The organism is Collinsella sp. CLA-ER-H6, from assembly GCF_040092305.1.
Taxonomy (GTDB): Bacteria; Actinomycetota; Coriobacteriia; order Coriobacteriales; family Coriobacteriaceae; genus Collinsella.
The window spans coordinates 14068-39068 of sequence record NZ_JBBNLS010000013.1; the positions used below are offsets into that span (position 1 = coordinate 14068).

A 25001-nucleotide genomic window follows, 5' to 3' on the forward strand; every position below is an offset into this window, starting at 1 on the left:
GAAACGTTACGGTTCTGTCATCGTTGCCCAGCGAACCACCACAAAGGTTCCTGTCCCCTTTGTGGTGGTTTTGGTGGTTAGGCGTCCAGGTAGACGCGCTGGGGCTGGTTGCGGCGACGAGCAAAGATGATGAGCGCCAGGCCCGCGATTACGAGGGGCAGGCTCAGCAACTGGCCCATGGTGATGACGCCGCCCAGCAGATAGCCCAGCTGCGCATCGGGCACACGCACAAACTCAATCAAAAAGCGAACGATGCCGTAACCCATCACAAAGACGCCCATAAACGTGCCTTGGGGCAGTAGCGGCTTTTTGCGGCTGAGCACCTGCAGAATGCAAAAGAGCACAATACCCTCGAGGAATGCCTCGTAGAGCTGGGAGGGATGGCGCGGCATATCGCCCGCGGTGCCGCCAAAGATCACGCCCCAGGGCAGATCGGTCGGCTTGCCCCACAGCTCGCCGTTGACAAAGTTGGCGCAGCGTCCCAGACATAAGGCCAGCGGAGCACCGATAACGGCAAGGTCGGCGATGGTCCAGGCGTCGAGCTTGTACATGCGGCACACGAGCACGCCGCCGATGATGCCGCCCACCAGGCCGCCATGGAAGCTCATGCCGCCTTCATTGGTAGCAAAGATCTCGAGCGGATGCGCCCAGTAGTAGCCGTCGCCGTAAAAGATGACGTAGAACAGGCGGGCGCCAATGATAAGGCCAAAGACCACGCCGACCACGACACTCGTCAGGTCGTCGACCGTAATGTCAAAACCCCAACGGCGCTGCGTGCGGTACATGACGACCGCCGTGAGCAGAGCTCCGACCACATAGGCCAAGCCGTACCAGTAGATGGTGATGGGCCCCGCCGAGATGGCGACGGGATCAAGCATATGGTAGAGGTCGTTGAGCATATCGGTCCCCCTGCTCCCTACATACAAATGCGGCCGCGGGCCTTGCGCTCGCAGCCGCATATTCGGGCGTGACGTCTATGCGGAGCATATCGCCCGCAGCTTTCACTTCTTAGAACGGCGCATACTCGTCGTACAGGTCATCGGTCTCGCCGGAGGCATTGACCTGCTCGACACGCGTAACGCCGGGCACGTGCTCCTTGAGGATACGCTCGATGCCCATGGAAAGCGTCAGGGCGCTCATGGGACAACCGGCACAGGCGCCCTGAAGCTCCAGCTTGACGACGCCCTCGTCATCAACGCCTATATACTCCATGTCGCCGCCGTCGGCCTGTAGGTTGGGGCGAATCTCTTCAAGAACCTTCTTAAGCAGCTCTTCGTTAACAGCCACAGGGGCTCCTTTCTCACAATAACGCGGGCGCGCCCGCGGACAGAGCTATGTTACTACAGCCGTGTACCCGCTCACGAGCCGTCCATGCGCGCGGACACGACTTTCACGAGCAGTCAATTTGGGACGGGGCTTTTTAGCTGCTTTTGTCGGCGCCCGGCGCTAGTACACGCCGCCGCTACTGCTGAGCCCGCCCCTCGGTGCCGATGTGAACATCGACGATAACCTGGCGGTAGCTGATGCCACAGGAGTCGAGGATGCGGCGGCTGATGCGTCCGTCATCGGTGTCGGCGTACTTGTTGTCCAGGTAGACGACCTCGCCCACGCCCACCTGAGCCAAAATCTTGGCGCAGTCGTGGCACGGGAACAGCGTGACGTAGACCGTGGAACCCTCGAGGTCCTTGAGCGAGCCACGGTAGTTGAGCACGGCGTTGGCCTCGGCATGGACCACGTAGTTGTGCTTGTCCTGCAGCGGGTCGTCGCTCGTACCCCACGGAAAAAAGTCGTCGTTGAGCGCCGAGGGTGTACCGTTGTAGCCCACCGAAAGGATGCGGTGGTTGGTGTTGGCGATGCACGCACCCACCTGCGTGTTGGGGTCCTTGCTGCGGCGCTGCGCGGCGATGGCCACGCTCATAAAGAACTCGTCCCAGCTAATGACGTCCAGGCGCTTGCCTGACGAAGTTTGATGAAGATCGTCCGACATGGCAGACACCTCCGTAATCGCAATAGTTTGACCCATTGTAGCAGGTGAAAGGTGGAGGCGTTTGTCCCACCGGCGCCCTCACTTTTACACGCGGCGGGGCTTTTGGTTGATGCGGTGCAGCTCGGCGAGACCCCGCAGCGTCAGTGCGTCGTCTACCGTCAGGCTGTGGCCGACCAGCGACGCGAGCGCCTCGGCATCGTCGCCGGTGATGACAATGGGCACGCTGCCCTCCCCCGCCGCCTTGGTCGCGCGCATCTCGGCAAGCACCATGTCGAGCATGCCGTCGATGCGGGCTACCTCGCCCAAGACCACGCCCGAGCGCATGGCTTCGCGCGTGTTGCGGCCGATCACATGCGTCGGTGCCGAGGGCTCGACCTGAGGCAAACGCGCCGCAGCGGCCGAAAGCGAGCGGGCACCGAGCGCCAGACCCGGCGCGATGACGCCGCCCACAAAGGTACCGCATGCGTCGATGACCTCGATATTGGTCGTCGTGCCCAGGTCGATCACAATGCACGGCGAGCCGTAGACGGCGCGGGCAGCCACGGCGTCGGCGATGCGGTCAGGACCGATCTCGGCCGGGTCATCGTAGTGCACGGGTATGCCGGTCTTGAGGCCCGGCCCCACGGTGAGCACGCGCCCCGTGCAGGTGCGGGAAAGCGCCGCTTTCCACGGGCGCTCGAGCGCCGGCACCACGCAACTCAGCACTGCGCCCGCGGGAACGAGCGCGCCGGGCATGCCCGCATCGGCCGCCAGCGCGGCCATGACTTGAGCGAGACGCATACGCACTTCGTCGGCCGTAATGCTCGATGGCGTCGTGATCTCGCACGTCGCAAGCGGGCATTCCTGCGCCGCGGCCGAATCCTCGGCAAACAGACCAAAGCGAATGAACGTGTTACCCACGTCGACCGTCAATATATATGCGCACCCATTAAGCATCGTCGGCGCTCCTTTCGTCTGCCCAGCAGTATATCGCCTACCTAAACCAGTCATCCCAAAATGACTAGCTTGCGGCTATACTGGTGCGCGGTCGCGCGCGAGCTCACGCGGCGGCCCTTGGTAACCCGACTTCCCGCGCCGTATCCGTAGCGGCGCTCCCGGGGGAAGCGGATATACGCAAAGGAGTTCTATATGAGCAATCCCTCGAACCGCGCTTCGATGCGCGGGCAACTCACGCTGCGCGGCGTCGTCATCGGCGTCCTTGGCTGCGTGATCATCACGGCAAGCTCGGCCTACACCGCCCTCAAGATGGGCGCACTCCCCTGGCCGATCGTCTTCGCTGCCGTCATCTCGTTGTTCTTCCTGAAGCTCATGGGTAACGCCAGCCTCAACGAGGCAAACGTCACCCACACCATCATGTCCGCAGGCGCCATGGTCGCCGGCGGCCTGGCGTTTACCATCCCGGGCGCCTGGATGCTGGGCTATGCCGACCAGATCAGCTGGCTCGACATGTTTATCGTGGCACTCGCCGGCACCATCCTGGGCCTGCTGGCCACCGCGCTCATCCACCGTCACTTTATCGTGGATGCCGCGCTTGAGTTCCCCACCGGCAACGCCGCAGCTCAGACCTTGCGCGCGACCGAGGCTGGCGGCAAAACCGGCAAGCAGCTCTTTGGTTCCATGGCCATCGCCGGCATCTATAGCGTGCTGCGCGACGCCCTGGGTGTGGTGCCCAGCATGCTATGCACGCTCAACATCCCCGGCGTGACCTTTGGCATCTACAACTCGCCCATGCTGCTCTCCGTCGGCTTCCTCGTGGGCTTCGCCCCGGTCGCCTTCTGGTTTGCCGGCGCCCTGCTGGGCAACTTTGGCATCATCGTGGGCGGCACCGCTGCCGGTCTGTTCGACGTTGTGACTGCACAGGGCATCGTCAAGTCCCTGGGCATGGGCCTCATGATGGGCTTTGGCGTCGCCGTCGTCCTCAAGGACATCCTGCCACAGGTCGCCGGCATCGTCCGCGGTCTTGCCGCCGACAGCTCCACCGACACCGACGAGCAGTCGCTCATCTCGGGCTCCCTTAAGCTCGACGCCGGCATCATCGGCCTGGGCGCTGCCGCCATCGCCGTGATCGTCGCCATCGTGCTCGACCTTGGCCCCGTTCCGGCCGTCATCGTGACGCTGTTCACCTTTGTCACCACCATCATGAGCGCACAGAGCTGCGGCCAGACGGGCATCGACCCCATGGAGATCTTTGGCCTCATCGTTATGCTCATCGTGGCTGCCTTTGCACAGATCGCTCAGGTCAAGCTGTTCTTTATCGCCGGCATCGTTGCCGTGGCGTGCGGCCTTGCGGGCGACGTCATGAATGACTTTAAGGCCGGCGCCGTGCTGGGCACCAACCCGCGTGCGCAGTGGATCGGCCAGGCCATCGGCGGCATCGTGGGCGCCCTGGTCGCCGCAGCCGTCATGGTCGCGCTCGTCACCGCCTATGGCCCGGACGCCTTTGGTCCCGACAAGAGCTTTGTTGCCGCGCAGGCAAGCGTCGTCGCCACCATGGTCTCGGGCATCCCGAGCGTGCCGTGGTTCGTTGGCGGCTTTATCGCCGGCATCGTCATGTACTGGCTCGGCATTCCGGCCATGATGATCGGCCTGGGCGTGTACCTGCCGTTCTACATGTCACTCACGGCATTCCTGGGCTCCTGCATCAAGCTCGCCTACGATAAGTGGTCCGCCCACCGCGACGCCACCGCTGGTCTTTCTGACGAGGAGAGGGCTGCCAAGGATGCCGCCTTCCAGGAACAGGGCCTGGTCGTTGCCAGCGGCCTGCTCGGCGGCGAGTCCATCGTCGGCGTTATCCTGGCGTTTGTCTCCGTGGGCTTAAGCCTGCTGGGCTAAGTCGAGCAGCTGCTCGACAGCAACCATATTGCCTACGGCCTGCCCGGTCGGTAGCTTTCGCGGCTACCGACCGGGCTTTTTGATATCGAAACAAAGAAAGGCCAGCGCGCTGCGTTTAACAGCGCGCCGGCCTTATCGTTTGGCTAACGAGACGGTCCCGTTATGAATTGAAGTTCGTTGCAGAGCCGACGCCCGAATCACTACATGTGCTTGCGACGACGATCACCCAGCGTCACGCCCGCGGCAACGAGCGTAATGCCACCGATGACGAACACCTCACCCGCAAGCGCGGAGTCATCACCGGTCTGGGCGAGCGCGGCAGGCGCAGCCTGTTTCTTGGCAACGGGGGCCTTTGCAGCAGCCTGCGCAACCTGAGCCTTGGCCTGCGGCTCAGCCTTGGGATGATACTTGTTGTACTCGGCCTGCGCGGCAGCCAGGGCATCCTTGGCATCGCCAAGCTCGGCAAGCGCGGCGGCATAGGCGTCGTTGGCATCGGACAGCTTGGCATCGGCATCGCTCAGAGCAGCCTTGAGGCCAGCGGCGGCATCGACGGCGGCCTTATAGCGGGCGTAGGCAGCGTTCAGCTTGACCAGCTTCTCGTTGCCCGTCGTGCCCGCGGCAAGGGATGCCTTGTGGTCGACAGCCTCAAGATCGGCCTTGAGTGCCTCGTCGTTGGCAAGCTCGGCCTTGGCCTTGACGATCTCGAAGTTCGCATCGACGACGGCTCCGTTGGCGGCCTCGAGCTGCTTCCGGGCATCGGCGACACCGGCGACGGTAGCGTCATAGGCGGCCTTGGCGTCGTCGACCGCCTTCTGAGCGCCGGCGAAGCGCTCGAAGGCCTTGTTTGCGGTGGCAAGCTCGCCCTCGGCGGCCTTGGCCTTCGCCTGTGCGTCGGACAGGGTCTGCGTCTTGGCGGCAACTGCCTGCTTGGCGCCCGAAAGAGCGGTCGCGGCCTGGACATCTGCGGCCTGGGCCTTGTCTACACCAGTCTGGGCGGCATCGTCGGCCTTCTTGGCATCGTCAAGCGAGCCCTGCTTATTCGCAAGGTCCGCCTGGGCGGCATCGCGCTTGGCGGCAAGGTCCTTGACCGAAGCGGTAGCGTTGCCATACGCCTCATTGGCCTGGTCGGATTTTGCCTTGGCGGCATCGCGGGCGCTGCGAGCCTTCGCCTTTCGAGCAGCGGCATCGGCTGCCTTCGTCTTGCTGTCAGCAAGCGTGGCGTTTGCCTTATCGAGAGCTGCCTGGGCAGTAGCGGCCTTGCTCTTTGCGGCATCGAGGTTCTGCTTGAGGGACTCGATGTCGATTCCGCCGAGTGCGTCCTTCGCTGCGTCGTATGCCGTCTTCGCGGCGGCTGTGCCGGACTTGGCCTTCTCGTACTCGCCCTTGGCGGCGTTCACGTTCGTGTCGGCCGCGGTATAGGCGTCTTGCGCGTCCTTCTGGTTATTGAGAGCGGCGAGATATGCCGTATCGGCCGTGCCCATCGTCTTCTGCGCATCTGCCAGCTTGTTCTGAAGCTGCTTCAGCTGCTCCTTCTGCTCCTGTGTGCCGCCTGCATTGTAGGCGGAATCGATGTAGTCGTTGAGGAGCTTCTTGAACTCGGGGACAGTGAAATCAGCCTGAGTGTCATCAGCACTGTAATCGAAGATGGTTACCTCGGAATCGGTATTCTTACCGCTACCGGTTGCGATGCCGATAGCCTTCGCACCGGCATCGATAATGTTGAGATAATGCCCGCACTCATGATAAATGCTGTTGTAGTGCTGGTAGATATAGTAGGAATCATATCGGTGGCTACCGAGCTCGTCGCCATACTGCGCGACGTACTTATCGAATGCCTCTTTCTCCTGGGTGTAGAGGCCGGTATAGGGCCAGCCGAGGGTGTCCTCGGTCTCGCCGCCGGTATATGCGCCGCCTCCGCCAGCAAGGTTTTCACCGTTGTCGAAGTAGCAGTTCGAGTGTCCCCAGATGTTCGATGAATATGATGTATTAAGGGCGGCTGCCACAGTCATGCGGAGGCTGACGCTGAGTGCCGACTGACCATTCGCCTTGCGGAGGTTGTTCTGGGTATCGAGGTAGGTCAGGGCGTTACGCATCTGCTCCAAGGAAAGCGGGTTGGTGTCGCGCGACATGTCCTGATCGACGTACTTGTCATACCATTCGGCCTTGTCATCGACACCTGTCAGCATCGATACGGCGTCCTGGGCGTTCTTCTTCTGCGTTGCTGTGAACTGGCTGCCGCCGATGATGTAGTTCATGAAGCCGAACATACCCTGACTGATGACTTCCTGGTCAACGGTCATGTTGGACTTTAGGTCTGCAATCTGCTGCTCAAGAGCCTCAACCTGGGCATTAGCAGCGTCATAAGCCTTTTCCGCGGCGTTCGAAGCGGCGCATGCCGTCTCCCACTCGCTGTGCTTCTGCTGACGGACCTCGACGAGACGGTCGTACTCCGCCTTCTTGTCGGCCTCAGTCTGCTGGGCCTGCTCGTATGCCGTCTTCGCGGCGTCACGCTTACTGGCCGCGTCCTTGTACTCCTTGTTTGCCGCATCGTATGCAGACTGGGCAGATGCCACAGCAGCGTTGGCGGCGTTGGCCTTCTCCTGCGCGGCAGCGACGGCAGCCTGGGCGGCCTGCAGATTTGTCTGTGCGGTGGCGTCGGCATCCGTCGCGGCATTGAGCTCCGCCTGCGCGGTCTTGAGCTCACCAGCAGCAGCGATCTTGGCGGCCTCAAGCGCACTCAGGTCGACACCCGTACCCGAGACGGCAGCATCGAGCGCGGCCTGCGCCTGGTTGAACTTCTGCTGGGCGTTATCGCGCGCGGTGGTTGCGGCTGCGAGCGCAGCGGCAGTCTCCTGCTTCTTGGCCTGGGCAGTCGTCAGAGCAGACTCGGCATCACTCTTTGCCTGCTCAGCATTGTCGGCGGCGGTCTTAGCGGCATCGAGCTCACCCTCGGCCGTCTTCACATCGGCATTCGCCGCATTGAGCTTGGCCTGCGCGTCCTCGACGGCCTTCTTGGCGGCCTCGTACTCGTCCATACCCATGGCCTCGAGCTTAGCTTGGGCATCATCGAGGGCCTTCTTGGCCTCATCCTGCTTTGCCTTGGCGTCCTTGAGCGCCTGGGTCTTATCCTCGACACTCTTGTTGGCTTGATCGAGCTGATCGTTCAGGTCGCCCAGCTTCTTCTGCTGCTGCTCGGTCTTTTCGACGGCGGCTTTGAGCTCGTCAATCTTCTCCTGGAGCGCGGCGACTTCTGCTGCGTTCTGCTCGATTTCGTTGTCGCTCACAGCCTGCGAGGCCTGATTCTTTTGCTGCTGCGTCTGCTTTTGAGACTGGCCCGCCGCGTCGGCCTTCTTCTGGGCGGCATCGTAGGCGGCCTGAGCGTCCTTGAGCTGCTTTGCCGACTCCTCGGCCAGCTGGGCAGCCGTCTTTACGACCGCTTGGTTACCGGCGGCAACGGTATTCTCTACAGAACTACCCCCCCCCTGAACAGAATCGCCGTTATCGGTTGACGGTGCGGCGATTGCCGCCAGCGGCGACATGAGCGGCTGAGCGATGAGGCCCGCCGTCAAAACGGTTGCGACGGCGCGGTTGGCAACGCCCTTGACGTTGACGGCCTTGGCCCGAGGCTCAAAGTGTTGTGGACTGTAGTTTGCCATGGCTTTCTCCCTTTGACACGGATGTATCCATACGTATCAAACGGTAGCTGTCGATTTTTGAATTCTGTTGCGCAACATTGGCGACCAGCGTATTTTTTGAAATTCACGCTCTCGTGCTTCACAGTTTCGTCACATTTGAAGGAACTGGTGCATCATATTCTTGCGGGATGGAATTGAGCCTGTGATTTGCATTTGCTCCCGCGTCATCCGCCCTATCGGATTCCGCATCCAACAGACACCCCGCCCGCCACGGTGTAGAGTTAGGACAACGGGCGCGTTGCGCGGACCGCGCTGGAACGAGGTGGACATGGAACTCGACAAACAACAGATCAAGCGACTACGCGAACGCCATCACCGGCGCCACGGCATCCGCCCTGCCCATAGTGAGGCTGCCGAGCAGGCTGGTCGCTTTTTAAAGCGCGCGTTCAACATTCGCGAGGGACGCGCGCCCTATCACGTGATCCGCAAGCGTTTTGTAAACGGGGCGCGTCTGACTGGCTCTCACCTGTGTATCCTCATCATCGCCATGCTCATCGCAAGCATCGGCCTCGATATCGATTCGGACATTGCCATCGTGGGCGCCATGCTCATCTGCCCGCTTATGGGCTCGGTCCTTGCCATGGCATACGGTATTGCCACGCTCGACCGCGAGATTACCGTCGAAGCCGTCGCCAGCCTTGCGCTGCAGATGGCCTTTTGCCTGGTCACGTCCACGCTGTACTTTAAGCTCTCGCCCCTTGGCACCACCACGGCCGCCATCATCGACAACTCGACACCGACTGTGTGGGACCTTGCCGTCGCGCTCGCGGGCGGCTTTGCGGGCGGCCTGGGCAACTCGCGCGACCAGGAACCCGCCACGCTCATCGCCGGCGTGGCCGTGGCGACCGCGCTGATGCCACCCCTGTGCGCGGCGGGCTACGGCATCGCCATCGCAAGCGGATCGCTGTTTCTCTCGGCGCTCTACGAGTTTGGCATCAACGTGGTCTTTATCGCACTGGCTGCCGAAGCCGTGCTGCTTCTTTTGCGCGTGCCGCTCAAGCGCGACCTGAACGGCGACGGTATTGTGACCGCCGAGGAAAACGCCGAGGTCAACGAGCTGTCACGCAAAGTGCGCCGCCGCATCATCGTGGGAACGGTCATCTTTGCCATCCCCTGCATCGTTATGACCGCAGGCTCCATTGGCTCGGCGCAGGCCGGCGTGCAGGACGGCTACGGCGTCACCGAGACCACGCGCGAGCTTGCCGCGGTGCTGCCGGGCTTTAAGGATTACACCGTCGCCGTCGAGACCTCGGCTACCGAAGGCGAGGAGGAGGGCATCGTCGAGCGTGAGATTGTCGCCCACGTGACGACAAGCGTGGCGCTCGGGGCGCACGACCGCCACGTCGCCCGCAAGCTCATAGACCTCAACGTACCCGAACTCGATCGCGTGGAGTTCGATGTGAAGTGATGCAGAGCGCGGGATGAATGCTCGCACGGACGCAAGTTGCGACGAGGCGCAGGCGCGATACGGACACGAGCAAATAGCGGGGTGCAGTTCACACCCGCGCCCCGCTCGCTTTTTTATTGCCGTGAATCAACTGTCCAGATCGACATCGCCAGACTCCACCGTAAACGCAGGTTTGGTGCTCACCAGATAAAATCGGGGCACTTTGCTATCTCTAAATAGATAGAGCTGGCCCTGCTCGCGTCGGCGTGACATATACGCCACGTGGACCGTACCGAATTCTTCGCCGTTTTCCTTCTTTAATATCAGGATGTTGGGGTCATCCGTACGCTTAAACTGCCCGTCAACGCAGCTGCCGTCTTTGTCGACCAGTTGCCACCGATGGTTATCCTCTTCAAGAAAGGCCAGGGTTTCCAGACTCGTCTTGTCGTCCCGATAGTAACCGTCAATGGCAAAACCTTCGGAAGCGCATTTCTGCATGTAGGACGTTTCTCGGCTTATAGCAAACAGCCCTGTAGCGCCTAGGAGCACAGCTAGACAGACCACTGCAAGGGTTATCGAAATAGCACGGCGACCCATGTTAGCCCAACCGATAGTTGTTTAACGGAGCGTGAAACATACCTGGAACCTCCGATATCAGGGGGAACGTCGCCAGCAGGCTGGCGACAACTATATGTTTCTGACATCAAACCATATGGCTGCCACTCGCGGAGGGGGCATCGGCGAACGGCGTGTTTTCATACTCCATTGGTCAAACCTAAGCGCGGCCCTACAGCTCGTACTTGTACACGCGGTAGATGTACTTTTCGGCTTCCATCTCGTAGGTGGCGATGGGCAGTCCATAGCGATCGTACTCGGCAAAGGTCTTGGCCATGCCCGATGCCGCGAGCGTGCTATTCGAACCGCCGACGCGCTGCGCACTGCTCACATAACCCGAGAACGGCACTGCGATCTGGTCCACAAGCTCGTAGGTGCGCGCGGCCTCGTCCACCGTAAAGATGCGCCCAAACGAATGCGTTCCCTTGCTGTAGTCGGTCACCACCGCGGCGCCCAGCTGGCCCCAGTCGAACTTGGGATAGCGCTCGGTCGCACCAAAGTTGTTGTCGTATAGCAGCACCTGGTAGCGACCAGTCGCTGCCGTGTCAGAACTCGGCAGATACGTCACGCTGTGCTGGCCTGCATTGAGCGAGAAATCGCCCTGGGCCTGCAATAACTTGTCTTCAAAGCCCGAGCCAGCCCATTGCCACTCCTTTCTATTTCTGGGTCCATCTTCTCACTGCTGGCGGCCGAAAATGATCCGTTTTCCTCCGACCCCGAGGGATCGTTCTTAGTACTTGAAGAAGCCCTCGCCCGAGCTTTCGCCCAGCTTGCCTTCGTCGAGCATTTTCTTGAGGACGGAGGCCATGGCCTTAAAGTTGTAGGGCATCATCATCTTCTTGAGCAGCGGGCTCACCAGGCCCGGCACCTTCTGATACTGCATGACGATGTTGTAGGCCGTCTGGATACCCACCGTGTCGAATACGCGGAACGGGCCCTTGGGAGCGCCGGTGCCACGCGTCCACGCGAGGTCGATGCTCTTGGGATCGCTCACGCCCGAGACGTACAGATCAAGGCCCGAAAGCAGCCACGGTACCAACATGGAGTTGAGCAGATAACCGTTCTTTTCCTTGTTGACGGGCAACGCCAGCATACGGATGTCGTTGGCAAAGTCGACGAGTTCATCGAAGTAGCGCTTGTCGGTCTGGTCCTGTGCCATGACCTCGGTCATGTTGTTCTTCCAGATAGAGTTGGCAAAGTGCAGCGACAGGTACTTCTCGGGGCGGCCAGTGTACTTGGCAAAGGTACTCGGCAGTAACGTGGAGGAGTTGGTCACGACGACGGTCTTTTGCGGAAGGACCGGGGCGAGCTTCTTGTAGAAGTCAATCTTTGCCTGGGTATCCTCAGCCATAGACTCGATGACCAAATCGGCGTCGGCCACTGCCTTGGCAAGATCGAGCTCTAGCTTGAGTGTGGAGTAGGCGCGCTCAACGGCGGCGAGTGCCGCCTCTTTGTCGAAGGGCTTGCCGCTATCGGCGATACCGGAGCACCACTCGCCCGTGCCGTCCGCCATACCCTCGATTGCCGCGATGTACTCCTCGCGCACATGATCGATCTTGGGCTGGGTGCGGCCGATGCTGCCCTCGCTGCGCAGCCAAATCGTTACATCAAAGCCGCAGTAGGCAGCCTGAAAGGCAATCTGGCTTCCCAGCACGCCACCGCCGGCGACGCAAACGGTCTTGTAGCTCATGGGACGGTCCTCTCTTACGTAATTCCATAGATGTGTATTTATTCAACCGTAAGGAGGCCGCGAGCCGAGGGCGGGTTCTATAAACGGACGGTATTTCGCGGCGAACGGCTACATTTGTTCATTAACTCTCGATTTTGAGGCCATTTTTTGGCGCTGCTGAACCGCTGTTTTCGGAAGTGCGGGGAAAAATCGGGTTTCGCCGACCAGATCGGCTTTTTTGACAACAAAACCGCAGGTCGCGGGAGTCTAAAAAGGCGGTGTGCTCGGGAGGTTCGCGTTTTTCACCGCACTTCTGAAATACGAGCCCACGGAAGGCTGCAGCGAGATCATTTGCGCAACATATGTCCAGCAAAAACGGGTGGTAGCCGGTACGACTACCACCCGTTTGTCTCATATCCGGCTCAAAGCGGGCCGTCTACTTCTTAATGCCGCGTCCCAGGCGCTCAGCGACCGACGCCACGGCACTCTCGTCGACCGAGCCGCAGCTCACGCAGCCATCGTGGGCACGCATCTGGCCGGTGACCTCATCCATCGCGAGCGGCGCCACCTTCTCAAGCTTAAAGCCCTTGCCGGCGCGCATGTTTTCCTTGGCCACGCTGATCATGAGCTTAATACGGTTGAGCTGGTTGACCTCGGACGCGCCGGGGTCGTAGTCCACCGCGACGATATTGCTCTCGGGGTGCTGACGGCGCAGCTCCTTGATCACGGCCTTGCCCACCACGTGGTTAGGCAGGCACGCAAAGGGCTGCGTGCAGATGATGTTGGGCGCACCGTGGTCGATCAGGTCGAGCATCTCGGCCGTGAGGAGCCACCCCTCGCCCATGTTGTTGCACACCGAAAGTACCGTGCGGGCCTTGTCGGCCATGGTGCCGATGCGCTCGGGCGCCTCAAAGCGGCGGGACTTTTCGAGCATCTCCTCCACCGGCGTGCGCATCCAGTCCACGAGTTTGATGAGCGCCTGCATACCAGCGCGCGTGGTAGCAGAGCTTCCCAGCTCGTCCTTCTGCAGCTCGGCGTTGCTCATGGAGTACAGGAAGAAGTCGAGCAGGCCCGGCACCACGGCCTCGCAGCCCTCGCGCTCGATAACGTCGACCACGTGGTTGTTGGCCGTAGGGTGGAACTTGACCAAGATCTCGCCGACCACGCCCACGCGTGGCTTGGTGCCCTCGCCCACGAGCGGCATGGTGTCGAACGCGCGGATGGCCTCGCGGCACAGCTTGGTGTAGTTGTGGCGGTTAAACTTGGGCGCCAGCTTGCGGGCGCGCGCCATGTACTCCTCGTAGAGCGCATTGGCGGCACCGGGCGTGGCCTCGTACGGGCGGCAGCGGTAGAGCATCTGCATCATCACGTCGCCAAAGAGTACCGCGTAGACGGCCTGCTTAAGCAGCGCCGGCGTAATCTTAAAGCCAGGGTTGTCCTCGCCGAGCGCCACGGCCGAAAGCGAGATCACCGGAATCTCGGGGTGGCCGCTCTCGCGCAGGGCCTTGCGGATGAGTGCGATGTAGTTGGTGGCACGGCAGCCGCCGCCGGTCTGGCTGATGACCACAGCCGTCTTGGACAGGTCGTACCGACCGCTCTCGATGGCCTCCATAATCTGGCCCGTCACCAGGATCGACGGATAGCAGATGTCGTTGTTCACGTAGCGCAGGCCGGCCTCGACGGCGTCGTGATCGGTCGAGGGCAGCAGCTCCAAGTTGTAGCCGGCACCGCGGAACACCTCTTTGACCAGGTCAAAGTGGATCGGCGCCATCTGCGGGCACAGGATGGTGTAGCCCTCCTCGCGCATCTGCTCGGTAAAGGGCACCTTGGGCCACGCGGTAGAAGCGCTCTCACGCTGCGCCTCGAACGTGTACTTGCGGCTCGCAAACGCGGGAGCATCCGTGGAGGGAGCCACCGGCGCGGCATCGCCCTGCTCGTAGGCCTCGCCCGCGGCCGTGGCATCGGCCAGGCGCTCGGCCTCCTGGTCCTTGAGCGCGGCCATGAGCGAGCGAATGCGGATGCGCGCGGCGCCCAGGTTGGACACCTCGTCAATCTTGAGCACGGTGTAGATCTTGCCGCTGGCCTCCAGGATCTCCTGCACCTGGTCGGTGGTCAGAGCGTCCAAGCCGCAGCCGAAGGAGTTGAGCTGGATCAGGTCCAGGTCGTTGCGCATCGTCACAAAACGGGCGACGGCGTACAGGCGGCTGTGGTACATCCACTGGTCGACGACGCGAATCGGACGCTCGGGCTTCACGAGATGCGCGAGCGAATCCTCGGTAAAGACCGCAAAGCCAAAGCTCGAGATAAGCTCGGGCAGGGCGTGGTTGATCTCGGGGTCGTTATGGTAGGGACGGCCGGCGAGCACGATGCCGTGACCGCCGTGGTCCTCGACCCACTTAAGAGCCTCCTCGCCCATGGTCTGGATGTCCTCGTGGAAACGCGCATCGGCCTCAAAGGCAGCGTTGACGGCGGCATCGACCTCGGAGCGCGTGATCTTGGGTCCACGCACGCGACCGCGACCGGCTTGCGCATCGGCCACGCGGTCGACGGCGAGCACCTGGTACAGACGGCGCTTGAGCTCGGTCTTGTCGTGATAGGGCACAAACGGATACAGGAACTCGATGTTCTGCTCGCGGATCTCGTCGATGTTGAGCGCCAGCGCCGTGGGGTAGCTCATGACGATGGGGCAGTTGTAGCAGTTACCGGCCGTCGGGTCCTCCTTGCGCTCCCAGCGCACGCACGGCATCCAGATAAAGTCGACATCGCGGTCGATAAGGTTCATCACATGGCCGTGGCTCATCTTTGCCGGGTAGCACACGCTCTCGGACGGCATGGACTCGATGCCCGCCTGGTAGGTCTTTTTGCTCGACTGGTCGGACAGCTGCACGCTAAAGCCCAGGCGCGTAAAGAACGCATGCCAGAAGGGGTAGTTCTCGTACATGTTGAGTGCGCGCGGGATGCCGACGGTGCCGCGCGGGGCCTCGTCGGGGCTCAGCACCTCGCGGTTAAAGAGCAGCTCGTTTTTCTTTTTGAAGAGGTTGGGGGCCTCGGTCTTCTGCTTTTTGTGGCCGGCGCCCTTCTCGCAGCGGTTGCCGGTAATGAAGCGCCTGCCGCCGCCAAAGTCGTTGACGGTAAGCTGGCAGTTGTTGGAGCAACGGCCGCAGCGGACATGCTTTTGCGTCACGGTGAGGTGCGCGATGTCCTCGGCCGAGAGGATGGTCGAGGTGCCGTCGGCGCCGGCGCGATCGCGGGCGAGCAGGGCAGCGCCATAGGCGCCCATGCAGCCGGCGATATCAGGACGCACGGCATGAACGCCGGTGAGCTGCTCAAACGCGCGCAGCGTGGCATCGGACATAAAGGTGCCGCCCTGAACGATCACCTGGCTGCCGATCTCCTTGGGGTCACGCAGCTTAATGACCTTGAACAGAGCGTTCTTGATGACGGAATAGGACAGGCCGGCCGCGATGTCGCCCACCGTGGCGCCTTCCTTTTGCGCCTGCTTGACGCGCGAGTTCATAAAGACCGTGCAGCGACTGCCCAGGTCGACCGGGGCCTTGGCATGGATGGCGGCGTCGGCAAACGCGCGCACGTCCATGTTCATAGAGACGGCGAAGCTCTCGATAAAGCTACCGCAACCCGACGAGCAAGCCTCGTTGAGCATGATGTGCTCGATAACGCCGTCCTTGACGCGCAGGCACTTCATGTCCTGGCCGCCGATGTCCAGGATAAACTCGACGCCGGGCAGGAATGCCTTGGCGCCGCGCAGGTGCGCGACGGTCTCGATCTCGCCGGAATCGGCCTTGAGAGCCTCAATGAGCAGCGCCTCGCCGTAACCCGTGGTGGTCACGTGGCCGATGGTGCAACCGGCGGGGATGTGGTTGTAGAAATCGGCCATGATGACCTTGGCCGTGCCCAGGATGTCGCCGTTGTTGTTGCCGTACCAGGTGTGCAACAGTTGGCCGTCCTCGCCCACGAGCGCGGCCTTCATGGTAGTGGAACCGGCGTCGATGCCAATGAACACGCGGCCGGTGTAGCCTTCGAGCTTGCCCTTGGGGACGACCTCGGTGTCGTGGCGGGTCTTGAACTCGGCAAAGTCCTCGTCGGTGGCAAAGAGCGGATCCAGACGCTCGACCTCGGCACCCTGCGTGTCGCCCAAGCTGTCGATGGCCTCGATGAGCTGCGGGAACGTGCTGAGCTTGTTGGACTCGTGCGCCATGGCGGCGCCGCTCGCCACAAACAGGTGGGCGTTTTGGGGCACAATGCGGTGCTCCTCGTCCAGGTTGAGCGTGAGGTAGAAGCGGTGGCGCAGCTCGGAGAGGTACTGCAGCGGGCCGCCCAGGAAGGCAACGTTGCCGCGGATGGGACGGCCACACGCCAGGCCCGAGATGGTCTGGGTCACGACGGCCTGGAAGATGGAGGCAGCCACGTCCTCGAGGCGGGCGCCCTCGTTGAGCAGCGGCTGCACGTCGGTCTTGGCAAAGACGCCGCAGCGGCTGGCGATGGGATAGATGGTGGTGGCGTTGGCCGCGAGTTCGTTAAGGCCGCTGGCATCGGTGTGCAGCAGGGTTGCCATCTGGTCGATGAACGCGCCCGTACCGCCGGCGCAGGTGCCGTTCATGCGCTGCTCGATGCCGTTGTCGAAGTAGATGATCTTGGCGTCCTCGCCGCCCAGCTCGATGGCGACATCGGTGGCAGGGATGAGGGTCTCGACGGCGCGCTTGCTGGCGATGACCTCCTGGACAAACTCCAGGTCGAGCCACTGGGACAGCAGCAGGCCGCCCGAGCCGGTAATGGCGCAGGTCATCTGGGCCGTCGGCAGCACGGTCGCAGCACCCTCGAACAGGTCGCGGGCACAAGCGCGGACGTCGGTGTGGTGGCGCTGGTACTTGGCGTAGACAATCTGGTTGTCGTCGTTGAGCACGGCGAGCTTAACGGTGGTGGAGCCCACGTCGATGCCCAAGTGCAGGTTGCCACGAGCGTTCTCGGGGTTGAAGATCGCGCCTTCGGGGGCGTGGGCGCCAGTGGCGGCTACGGACTCAGCGGCGGTGGCGGGCTCGCTAGCGACGGACGCCTCCCCTGCCGCGTTCTTGGCATCGGCAACTGCCTCAGCGACTTTCTCGGCAGCAGCGGCCGCAGCCTTCTGCGCGGCATCCGCCACGGCGGGCGCGGCCTCGCGTGCGGCAGCGACCACACGGTCCTTAATGCCCTCGACGAGTTTGCTCATCTGTCTCTCCTCTTAGTTGTTGGACTCGACGGTTGCGGCGGTGTCGACCGCGTCCTCGAGCTGCAAGTTCAATAGCTTCATGCCGTATTCCGGCACGTTGATATCGATGGGTTGGCCATACAGGTCGCCGGGGCGCACAAAGGCGATAACCGTCATAATGCGCGCCATGGTCTCGGGCGATTCAGAAAGGTCACGCTCAAACCAACGCTGGATCATGCCGACCTCGGCACTCACGACATAGGTGACGTAGTAGTCAAAGAAGGTGCCCAGCGCCAAGCCCAAAATGCCCGTCTGTGCGCGCGGCACCACGGCCTCGCGTGCGGTATCGATGATCTTTTTAATAAAGGCGGGGTCGCCGCCCGGGCCCAGCAGCGATCCGATTAAATCGCGGTTGGCCGCAAGGTAGCGCAGCAACTCAACCGAACCGGGTGCCGGCTCGAGCTCATCGATGTTGTGATAGAGATCGGGCAGCTGAGCTGCGGTGATGAGCTCAATGCGCTCACGGATCTCGGCCAGCAAGCCGTCCTCGATTTGATTGATAAAGTCGGGGATATCGCGGTAGTGCGAATAGAACGTGCGGCGCGTAAGGCCAGCGCGCTCGGTGAGCGACGCGACATTAATGCGCGAAAGGTCGCCGCTTTCGGCAAGCTCGCTGGCAAGTGCCTGGCGAAGGGCACGCTGCGAGCGAAGGGACCGGCGATCGCATTTCTCGAGCTGGGACAAACGTCCTCCTTGTTACTCAGCCTGTGCGCTATTGCACAGTGCGAGTATTATTGCACACCGTGTGCATCAACACGTAAAGGCAATATTTTGGATGTGACAGGGACTGCCCCCTTGTCACATTATTCGATGACGGTGCGGGAGTTTTGCTTGTGCATGGTGGCGAGCATGTGTTTGGGGACGGCGTGGACCATGCAACTGCCGATGGTCGCGCTCGCGGCGGCCTTAGCTGCATCGCTTGCGTTTTTGGTTGCGTAGCTGTGGCGGAAACGCTTGAGCATGGCAATGTCGTTACCGCCGTCGCCGTAAACCGCGACCTCGTCCTCGGCAATACCGTAGTAGCCCGCCAGCCAGGCCACGCTCTCGCCCTTGCTGCACGCCACGTCCGTGATCTCGAACATCACCGGATCGAACGGCGCGTTGACCACGCGGTCCGATCGCTCGGCCAAATATGCCTTAAGGTCGCGCTCCAGCTCGGGCGAGGTCACGCGGCAGTTGATCTTGCACACATCGTGGCGCAGGATGTCGCCAATCGACTGATCGAAATACTGCTCCTCGTGATACCCGCCACGCGCGCGCATGCCACGCATCACGATGCGCTTAATAGGGCTGTCCTTCTTAAAACCCGCCTGGTGCATCTCGAACGAACCGCTCGAGAACATGCCGTCGGGCGTGGAGCAGTCGAAGCAAATGTCCGGGAACGCCTTGAGCAGCTCCTCGGTAACCTGCGGGTCGATGGTCCAGGTCTTGAGCACCTCACCATGGCTGTCACGCACGATGGATCCGTTGGAGCAGCAGGCGTCGAGTGCCAGACCTGTGAAGCCATGCTCGCCGATCGGCAGCGTCGAGCGTCCGGTCGCGGGAACCACATGCAGCCCGGCTTCGGTCAGCTCGCGAATGGCGCGGCGGATGGTTCCGTCGGCCTCGTGTAGGGCATTCAGCAGCGTTCCGTCTAAGTCACTCGCAAACATCTTGATCATGGACATGCCTCTCCTTCGTCTGCACGATATTGTAGACGAGAACGGGCGCACCCCAAGAGAGGCGCGCCCGTCAGGCGAGAGATTGTCCTACACCGCGGCGGGGCCGTGTTCGCCGGTACGGATGCGGATGACCTCCTCGACCGGCTCGACCCAAATCTTGCCGTCTCCAACGGCACCGGTGCGAGCAGCATTGCAGATAATCTCGACAATTCCGTCGACATGCTCATCGGCGCAGATAAGGGTGAACTGTACCTTAGGGATCGTGTTGACAAGCAACTCGTTGCCGCGCACGTATTCCTTCCAGCCATGCTGCGCGCCGCAGCCCTGCACCTGGTTGATGGTCATGCCACGAACATCAGCAGCAAACAGCGCATCTTTAAGAACCTCAAGCTTTTCCTGGCGCACGATAGCCGTGATCTTTTTCATAATGAATTCCTCTCTTTAATAAAGAAATGAATTGCCATTCAATGACGCGGGTTTTCGAGGTGCCCGAGATTGCCCCGAAAGAGGAGCGCCGCGTACTTCGGTACGCAAGCGACGGTTTGAGGGGCAATCTCGGGTGCCTGGGAAAGCCGCGCGACGATTGAACGGCGAGGTGCGGAGCCTGGGGAAGCTGCTAATCGAGTCCCGAGAAGGAGGGATACGCGCTCTCGCCGTGCTGACTCGCATCCAGGCCCAACGCCTCGTCGGCCTCATCCACGCGCAGGCTGCCATGGAACAGCGCCTTGACCACCGCAGCGATCACCAAATCGAGTACCAGTACAATAGCGACCGTCACCACAATGCCCAAGATCTGTGAGATGAGCAGTGACACATCGCCCGTGTGGAACAGCCCGCCCTTACCGGTCCACGAAAGCTCCGGCACGCAGAACAGGCCCGTGAGCACGCCGCCCAAGATGCCGCCGACGCCATGGCAGCCAAACGCGTCGAGCGCATCGTCATAGCCAAACTTGGTCTTGAGATGACTGATAGCCAGGTAGCAAACGGGCGAGACGATCAGGCCCATGACCAGCGCCGCCCACGGCTCGACAAAGCCCGCGCCGGGCGTGACCACCACAAGGCCCGCAACCAGACCGGTGCTGGCACCCACCAGCGTGGGGCGACCGGTATGCACGCGCTCGACGACAAGCCACGAGACCATACCCGCCGCGCTGGCCGTCACGGTGTTGAGGATGGCGAGCGCCGCCACGGCGTCAGCCTTAAACTCGCTGCCGCCGTTAAAGCCAAACCAGCCAAACCAAAGCAGACCGGCGCCCAGCGCCACAAACGGCACGTTATGCGGACGGTAGCTCACCATGCCAAAGCCACGACGACGGCCGAGCATTAAACAGAGAATCAGACCCGTAAGACCAGACGAAATGTGCACCACGTCGCCGCCGGCAAAGTCGAGTGCGCCGATGATGTCGCCGATAAAGGAGCCATCGCCACCCCAAACCATGTGGGCAAGCGGCGCATAGACTACAAGCAGCCAAATGCCCAGGAAGGCCGTCATGGCGCCAAACTTAACGCGGCCGGCCAGGCTGCCCGTGACGATAGCAGCCGTGATCATGGCAAACGCCATTTGGAAGGCGATGTTGATGATTTGAGGGTAGACGGCGCCGTCCGCGGCATTGCCCTCGGCCGCCTGCAGCACCTGGTTGAGCACCGGCAGGCACATCAGCTGGTCAAGGCCTCCAATAAACGGACTGGAACCGTCGCCGCCGTAGGCCAGCGACCAGCCGGCAACAATCCACAGCACACCAACCAGACCAATGGCGCCAAAGCACATGAGCATGGTGTTGATGACATTTTTGCGCCTGGACAGGCCGCCATAGAAAAACGCCAGACCCGGTGTCATTAAAAACACGAGCATGGTGCAGATGAGCATAAACGTTGTCGATCCCGTATCGTACATTCGCTCCCCCTTAGTCACATGAACGTTGTCGGCGCCCATAATGCGGCCGAGGGGCAACTGGTATAGACCAGATACGGCGTTGTTAAACGCTGCGTTGTCGAATGGAAACGGTGCCGCAATCTTGGAAACGGCGCGGCAACGGACGCGAAACGAACGGGAAATACGCGAGCAAGGGAGCCGTGAGCGCGCCCATCCCGGCTAGTGGCGGAACAGCTCGCGGGCTCGGTCGCGGAGGTCGGTAGCTCGGATGACGCCCTCGTAGCGATTGATGCGCAGACGCGGGAAGGCATTGAAAAAGCGCAGGTCACGACGACTGAGTGACACGCTCGGTACCGGACGGCTCATGCGCTTACCGGCAAGGCGACGGCTGAGCGACGGACGCGGCATGCTCGGCGCGGCATCGGCCACGCGGCGGGCAGCGAGCGCCAGGCCGCGAGCACCATCCGAGATAAACGTCGGCATCGAAGCCTTCTCACGAAGGGCATCGAGCGTCGCATCGCCCAGCTCCGCCAGCCACGCGTTAACGGCACGGCTGCGGATATGCGTCTGTGCCACCGAGTCGATCGCCGAATCGGGAATACGTTCGAGCATGGAGTCGGACGCATCGGCGAGCGACTCGTTGATGCGGTCGGCAAGGTCGGCCCGGACGCGCTCCAGCTGATCGGACAGACGCCGCCAGCTCGCCAACGAACACACCGCGTCGACCATCATCGCAACCGCGACGATAAAGGCGGACAGCCGCACAATCAGCACCGGCAGATGGCCAAGCAGCCCCAACAATGCCGGCTCCACTAAACGGCAAATGCACAACGCACCCAAGCCAAACGCGCATGCCCAGTACAGACAGATGCGTCCGTGTAGGTTAAACGGCAGGTGCGAATAGTCCCAAAAGCGAGCCCCCGTTGTTTTTTCCAGCAGCACGCCTACGCTGTACTCAATCACGCTGCATACAAGCGCCGCGGCGACAAACTGGCTCGAGGCATCCGGAATCCCGCGCAGCAAAAGCCAGCAGGCCGTGCCGCCCACACCATAGATGGGGCAGCACGGCCCCAGCAAAAAGCCGCTGTTGGCAAAGCGTCCGTGGTTGAGCATGGCGCAGACCGTCGATTCCCATGCCCAACCGCAAAAACCGTAGAAGGCAAACGAAAGCACCAGCGCCGAGAGCGGGCAGGCGGCAAGCGTCGCGCCGCCAAAAGCCATATCAATCGCGGTTCCCACCGTCTACCCCCTCCTCTTTTCGCTCGATTCGCTGCTCACGCCATCGTCTGCCTCGTCCTTGCGCGACAGACGGCCGGCGACCGTCTCGCGCAGCGCGCACCATTTATCTGCCAGGCACACAATCCATGCCTCACGACACGTCGGCGGCACCGGCACCAGCGGAAACATATGCCGCACGATAATATTCCGCTCGCGCGACGTCAGCTCAAAATCTTCCTCCGCACGCGCTAGGGCAAAAAACGGATGCCGAAATCCGTGCAGTCGATGGCTCGGGTCGGGGTCATGCCAATCGTAGAGAAAGTAATCGTGTAACAAGGCTCCGCGCAGCAGCGAGGCACGGTCGACCGAAATGCCAGCACGGCCCAAGCGCTCGGCAAAGGACAGGCTCGCCCGCGCTACCGAAGTCACATGTGCATAGACCGTCACGTCGCCATGCTGGATAAACTCGCGCGTCAGGTCCAAGCGGCCCACCTGGGCGAGCTGGCGGGCGGCATCGTCGACCTCGTGCGCGATTTTCTCGGCACGAACGGCATCGGACATGCTGCCTCCTTCCAGCGGCTCACGGCGGCAAGCCACGGCCTACACGCATGAAATAAAATCATCATCGAATCTATCAGTATGGCATCGGACAAAACGTTTTGCCCCGCCGGTTGGCGAATTACCGCGCCGCCGTCACATATCAAACGCCAAAATGTGCGAGACTGTTTTGTGCAATTGTGCCGGCCGAGGGAGCGCCGGCGCTCGATTCGCATGGAGTAACCCACAACGATGCTGCTTACGCAAACGACAACGCCCGAGGACGTCAAGGCTCTTAATCGCGCCGAGCTCCCGCAGCTCTGCGGCGAGATCCGCCAGGCAATCCTCGAAAGCTCCGCCGCCGTCGGCGGGCACGTTGCCCCCAACCTGGGCGTCGTTGAGCTTACGGTTGCGCTTCATCGCGTGTTTAACTCCCCCATCGACAAGATTGTCTTTGACGTTTCGCACCAGACCTACGCCCACAAGGCGCTGACGGGGCGCGCGTACACTTATATCGATCCGAAGCGTTATGGTGAGGCTTCTGGCTTTGCCAATCCCGACGAGTCCGAGCACGACCTGTTCGCCATGGGCCATACCTCCACGTCGGTGAGCCTGGGCTGCGGCCTTGCCCACGCGCGCGACCTGGCGGGCGATGCGTACAACGTCATCACCATCATTGGCGACGGCTCGCTTTCGGGCGGCCTGGCGTTTGAGGGCTTCAACAATGCCGCCGAACTCGATAGCAACCTGATCATCATCGTCAACGATAACGACCAGTCCATTGCCGAGAACCATGGCGGCCTGTATCGCAATCTGGCCGAGCTGCGCGCCAGCAACGGTACCTGTGAGCGCAACGTTTTCCGCGCGATGGGGCTCGACTACCGCTATCTGGACGCCGGTAACGATGTGTTGGCCCTCGTCGACGCGCTGCAGGAGCTGCGCGACATCGACCACCCCATCGTGCTGCACGTCTCGACCGCCAAGGGCAAGGGCTTTGAGCCGGCCCAGAGCGACCCGGAACGCTGGCACCACGTGGGTCCGTTTGACATGGCGACCGGCCGCAAGCTCTGCCCGGGCCATCCGAGCGAGCCCGCACCGCGCACCTATGCCGATATCACGGGCGAGGCGCTCAGCGCCGCCATCGAGCGCGATCCGCAGGTCGTGGGCATCACAGCCGCCACGCCCTACATCATGGGCTTTACACCCGAGCTTCGCGCTGCCGCCGGCAAACAGTTTGTCGACGTGGGCATTGCCGAGGAGCACGCCGTAACTTTTGCCACCGCGCTTGCGCGCTCGGGCGCCAAGCCAGTCTTTGGTGTGTACGGCACGTTTTTGCAGCGCGCCTACGACGAGCTGTGGCACGACCTGTGCCTCAACGATGCCCCCGCAACCATCTTGGTGTTTGGCGCGTCGATCTTTGGCACCACATCCGAGACGCACCTCTCGTTCTTCGATATTTCCATGCTGGGCGCTCTTCCCAACATGCGCTACCTAGCGCCGGTCTGCATGGAGGAATATCTGTCCATGCTGAGCTGGTCGCTCGACCATCGCGAGCATCCCGTGGCGATCCGCGTACCGGGCATCGGCCTGGTGAGCCGTCCCGATCTGGCGCCCGCCGAAGACACCGACTACAGCGCCGTTCGCTACAACGTGGTGCGTCAGGGCCGCGACGTTGCCGTGCTCGCGCTTGGCGATTTCTTTGAGCTGGGCGAGCGCGTGGCAAACCGCTTGGCTGCCGAGTACGGCATCGAGGCCACGCTCGTCAACCCGCGCTTCGCAACCGAGCTCGACCGCGAGTTCCTCGACAGCCTTGCCGCCGAGCATCGCGTCGTCGTCACCCTCGAGGACGGCATCTTGGACGGCGGCTGGGGCGAGCGCGTGGCATGTTATCTGGCATGCACGCCGTTGCGCACGCGCACCTTCGGCATCGCCAAGGGCTTCCCCGACCGCTACGACCCCAACGAATTGCTCGCACAGAACGGCATGACGGTCGAGAACATGGCCGCCGAAGCCGTAAGACTACTCAATCAGCACTAGAGAAAACCACCACAAAGGGGACAGGCACCTTTGTGGTGGTTTTCGTTGCCGCCATTATAGCGACCGCTGTGAGCGATCATGCCGTCTGCAAAACGCTATTTCAGCTGCAATAACTGACGTTTTCCCAGATAAAACCTGCCAAAATAAACCTGTCCCTTTTTGGTAGATAGAATTACCCATAAGGTAAGTATGTTTCTGAGTTATTTCGTGTTGACCCATTTGAGCGC

The 25001-nt window shown here is 61.7% G+C and carries 17 protein-coding genes and 1 pseudogene; 3 read left to right on the plus strand and 15 right to left on the minus strand.

Going from position 1 to position 25001, the window contains the following annotated elements; genetic code table 11:
* Positions 1-77: 77 nt before the first annotated feature.
* The 4 genes from lgt to AAAX77_RS06785 form a co-directional block, all read right to left on the minus strand.
* The gene (gene lgt, locus AAAX77_RS06770; RefSeq protein ID WP_349091340.1) at positions 78-899 is read right to left on the minus strand and encodes a prolipoprotein diacylglyceryl transferase; all 822 of its coding nucleotides are present in this window, start codon (positions 897-899) and stop codon (positions 78-80) included.
* A gap of 109 nt (positions 900-1008) precedes the next feature.
* Positions 1009-1287 (minus strand): NifU family protein, encoded by a 279-nt coding sequence (locus AAAX77_RS06775; RefSeq protein ID WP_022094472.1) that lies wholly within the window; start codon positions 1285-1287, stop codon positions 1009-1011.
* Positions 1288-1462: 175 nt separating this feature from the next.
* A complete protein-coding gene (locus tag AAAX77_RS06780) occupies positions 1463-1987 on the minus strand; it encodes a dCMP deaminase family protein (RefSeq protein ID WP_161115098.1) in 525 nt (174 codons plus the stop codon).
* Between the two features lie 84 nt (positions 1988-2071).
* A complete protein-coding gene (locus AAAX77_RS06785) occupies positions 2072-2923 on the minus strand; it encodes a type III pantothenate kinase (protein WP_349105450.1) in 852 nt (283 codons plus the stop codon).
* Between the two features lie 192 nt (positions 2924-3115).
* Between AAAX77_RS06785 and AAAX77_RS06790 the strand changes: the two genes are divergently transcribed.
* A complete protein-coding gene (locus tag AAAX77_RS06790) occupies positions 3116-4819 on the plus strand; it encodes an OPT/YSL family transporter (RefSeq protein WP_349105451.1) in 1704 nt (567 codons plus the stop codon).
* Between the two features lie 200 nt (positions 4820-5019).
* Here the strand turns inward: AAAX77_RS06790 and AAAX77_RS06795 are convergent, their stop codons facing one another.
* Positions 5020-8475 (minus strand): CAP domain-containing protein, encoded by a 3456-nt coding sequence (locus AAAX77_RS06795; RefSeq protein ID WP_349105453.1) that lies wholly within the window; start codon positions 8473-8475, stop codon positions 5020-5022.
* Positions 8476-8782: 307 nt separating this feature from the next.
* On the opposite strand from AAAX77_RS06795, the gene AAAX77_RS06800 reads away from it, so the two are divergent.
* The gene (locus AAAX77_RS06800) at positions 8783-9922 is read left to right on the plus strand and encodes a DUF389 domain-containing protein (RefSeq protein ID WP_349105455.1); all 1140 of its coding nucleotides are present in this window, start codon (positions 8783-8785) and stop codon (positions 9920-9922) included.
* A 126-nt stretch (positions 9923-10048) separates the two neighbouring features.
* Here AAAX77_RS06800 and AAAX77_RS06805 read toward each other — a convergent pair whose 3' ends face one another.
* The 10 genes and pseudogenes from AAAX77_RS06805 to AAAX77_RS06850 form a co-directional block, all read right to left on the minus strand.
* A complete protein-coding gene (locus AAAX77_RS06805; protein WP_349105457.1) occupies positions 10049-10399 on the minus strand; it encodes a hypothetical protein in 351 nt (116 codons plus the stop codon).
* A gap of 289 nt (positions 10400-10688) precedes the next feature.
* Positions 10689-11150, minus strand: a pseudogene (locus tag AAAX77_RS06810) (aryl-sulfate sulfotransferase); the annotation flags it as partial.
* Between the two features lie 96 nt (positions 11151-11246).
* Positions 11247-12206 carry a 3-hydroxyacyl-CoA dehydrogenase gene (locus tag AAAX77_RS06815; protein WP_271758444.1) on the minus strand — a complete coding sequence of 320 codons (960 nt, stop codon included), beginning with the start codon at positions 12204-12206 and terminating at the stop codon, positions 11247-11249.
* A gap of 415 nt (positions 12207-12621) precedes the next feature.
* The gene (locus AAAX77_RS06820; protein ID WP_349105459.1) at positions 12622-17409 is read right to left on the minus strand and encodes an acyl-CoA dehydratase activase-related protein; all 4788 of its coding nucleotides are present in this window, start codon (positions 17407-17409) and stop codon (positions 12622-12624) included.
* Between the two features lie 12 nt (positions 17410-17421).
* Positions 17422-18132, minus strand: a complete 711-nt coding sequence (locus tag AAAX77_RS06825) for a TetR-like C-terminal domain-containing protein (RefSeq protein ID WP_349105460.1) — start codon at positions 18130-18132, stop codon at positions 17422-17424.
* A gap of 119 nt (positions 18133-18251) precedes the next feature.
* Positions 18252-19109: an HAD family hydrolase gene (locus tag AAAX77_RS06830; protein WP_349105462.1), complete on the minus strand. Its 858-nt coding sequence runs from the start codon at positions 19107-19109 to the stop codon at positions 18252-18254.
* Positions 19110-19196: 87 nt separating this feature from the next.
* Positions 19197-19535: a P-II family nitrogen regulator gene (locus AAAX77_RS06835; RefSeq protein ID WP_089572298.1), complete on the minus strand. Its 339-nt coding sequence runs from the start codon at positions 19533-19535 to the stop codon at positions 19197-19199.
* A gap of 190 nt (positions 19536-19725) precedes the next feature.
* Positions 19726-21003 (minus strand): ammonium transporter, encoded by a 1278-nt coding sequence (locus AAAX77_RS06840; protein ID WP_349105464.1) that lies wholly within the window; start codon positions 21001-21003, stop codon positions 19726-19728.
* Between the two features lie 198 nt (positions 21004-21201).
* Positions 21202-22221 (minus strand): putative ABC transporter permease, encoded by a 1020-nt coding sequence (locus AAAX77_RS06845; protein ID WP_349105466.1) that lies wholly within the window; start codon positions 22219-22221, stop codon positions 21202-21204.
* 3 nt (positions 22222-22224) lie between these two features.
* Entirely contained in the window at positions 22225-22761 is a 537-nt protein-coding gene (locus tag AAAX77_RS06850) for an HD domain-containing protein (RefSeq protein ID WP_349105467.1), read from the minus strand.
* A 228-nt stretch (positions 22762-22989) separates the two neighbouring features.
* Here AAAX77_RS06850 and AAAX77_RS06855 point away from each other — a divergent pair, with 228 nt between their 5' ends.
* The gene (locus AAAX77_RS06855) at positions 22990-24774 is read left to right on the plus strand and encodes a 1-deoxy-D-xylulose-5-phosphate synthase (RefSeq protein WP_349105468.1); all 1785 of its coding nucleotides are present in this window, start codon (positions 22990-22992) and stop codon (positions 24772-24774) included.
* Positions 24775-25001 lie beyond the last annotated feature (227 nt).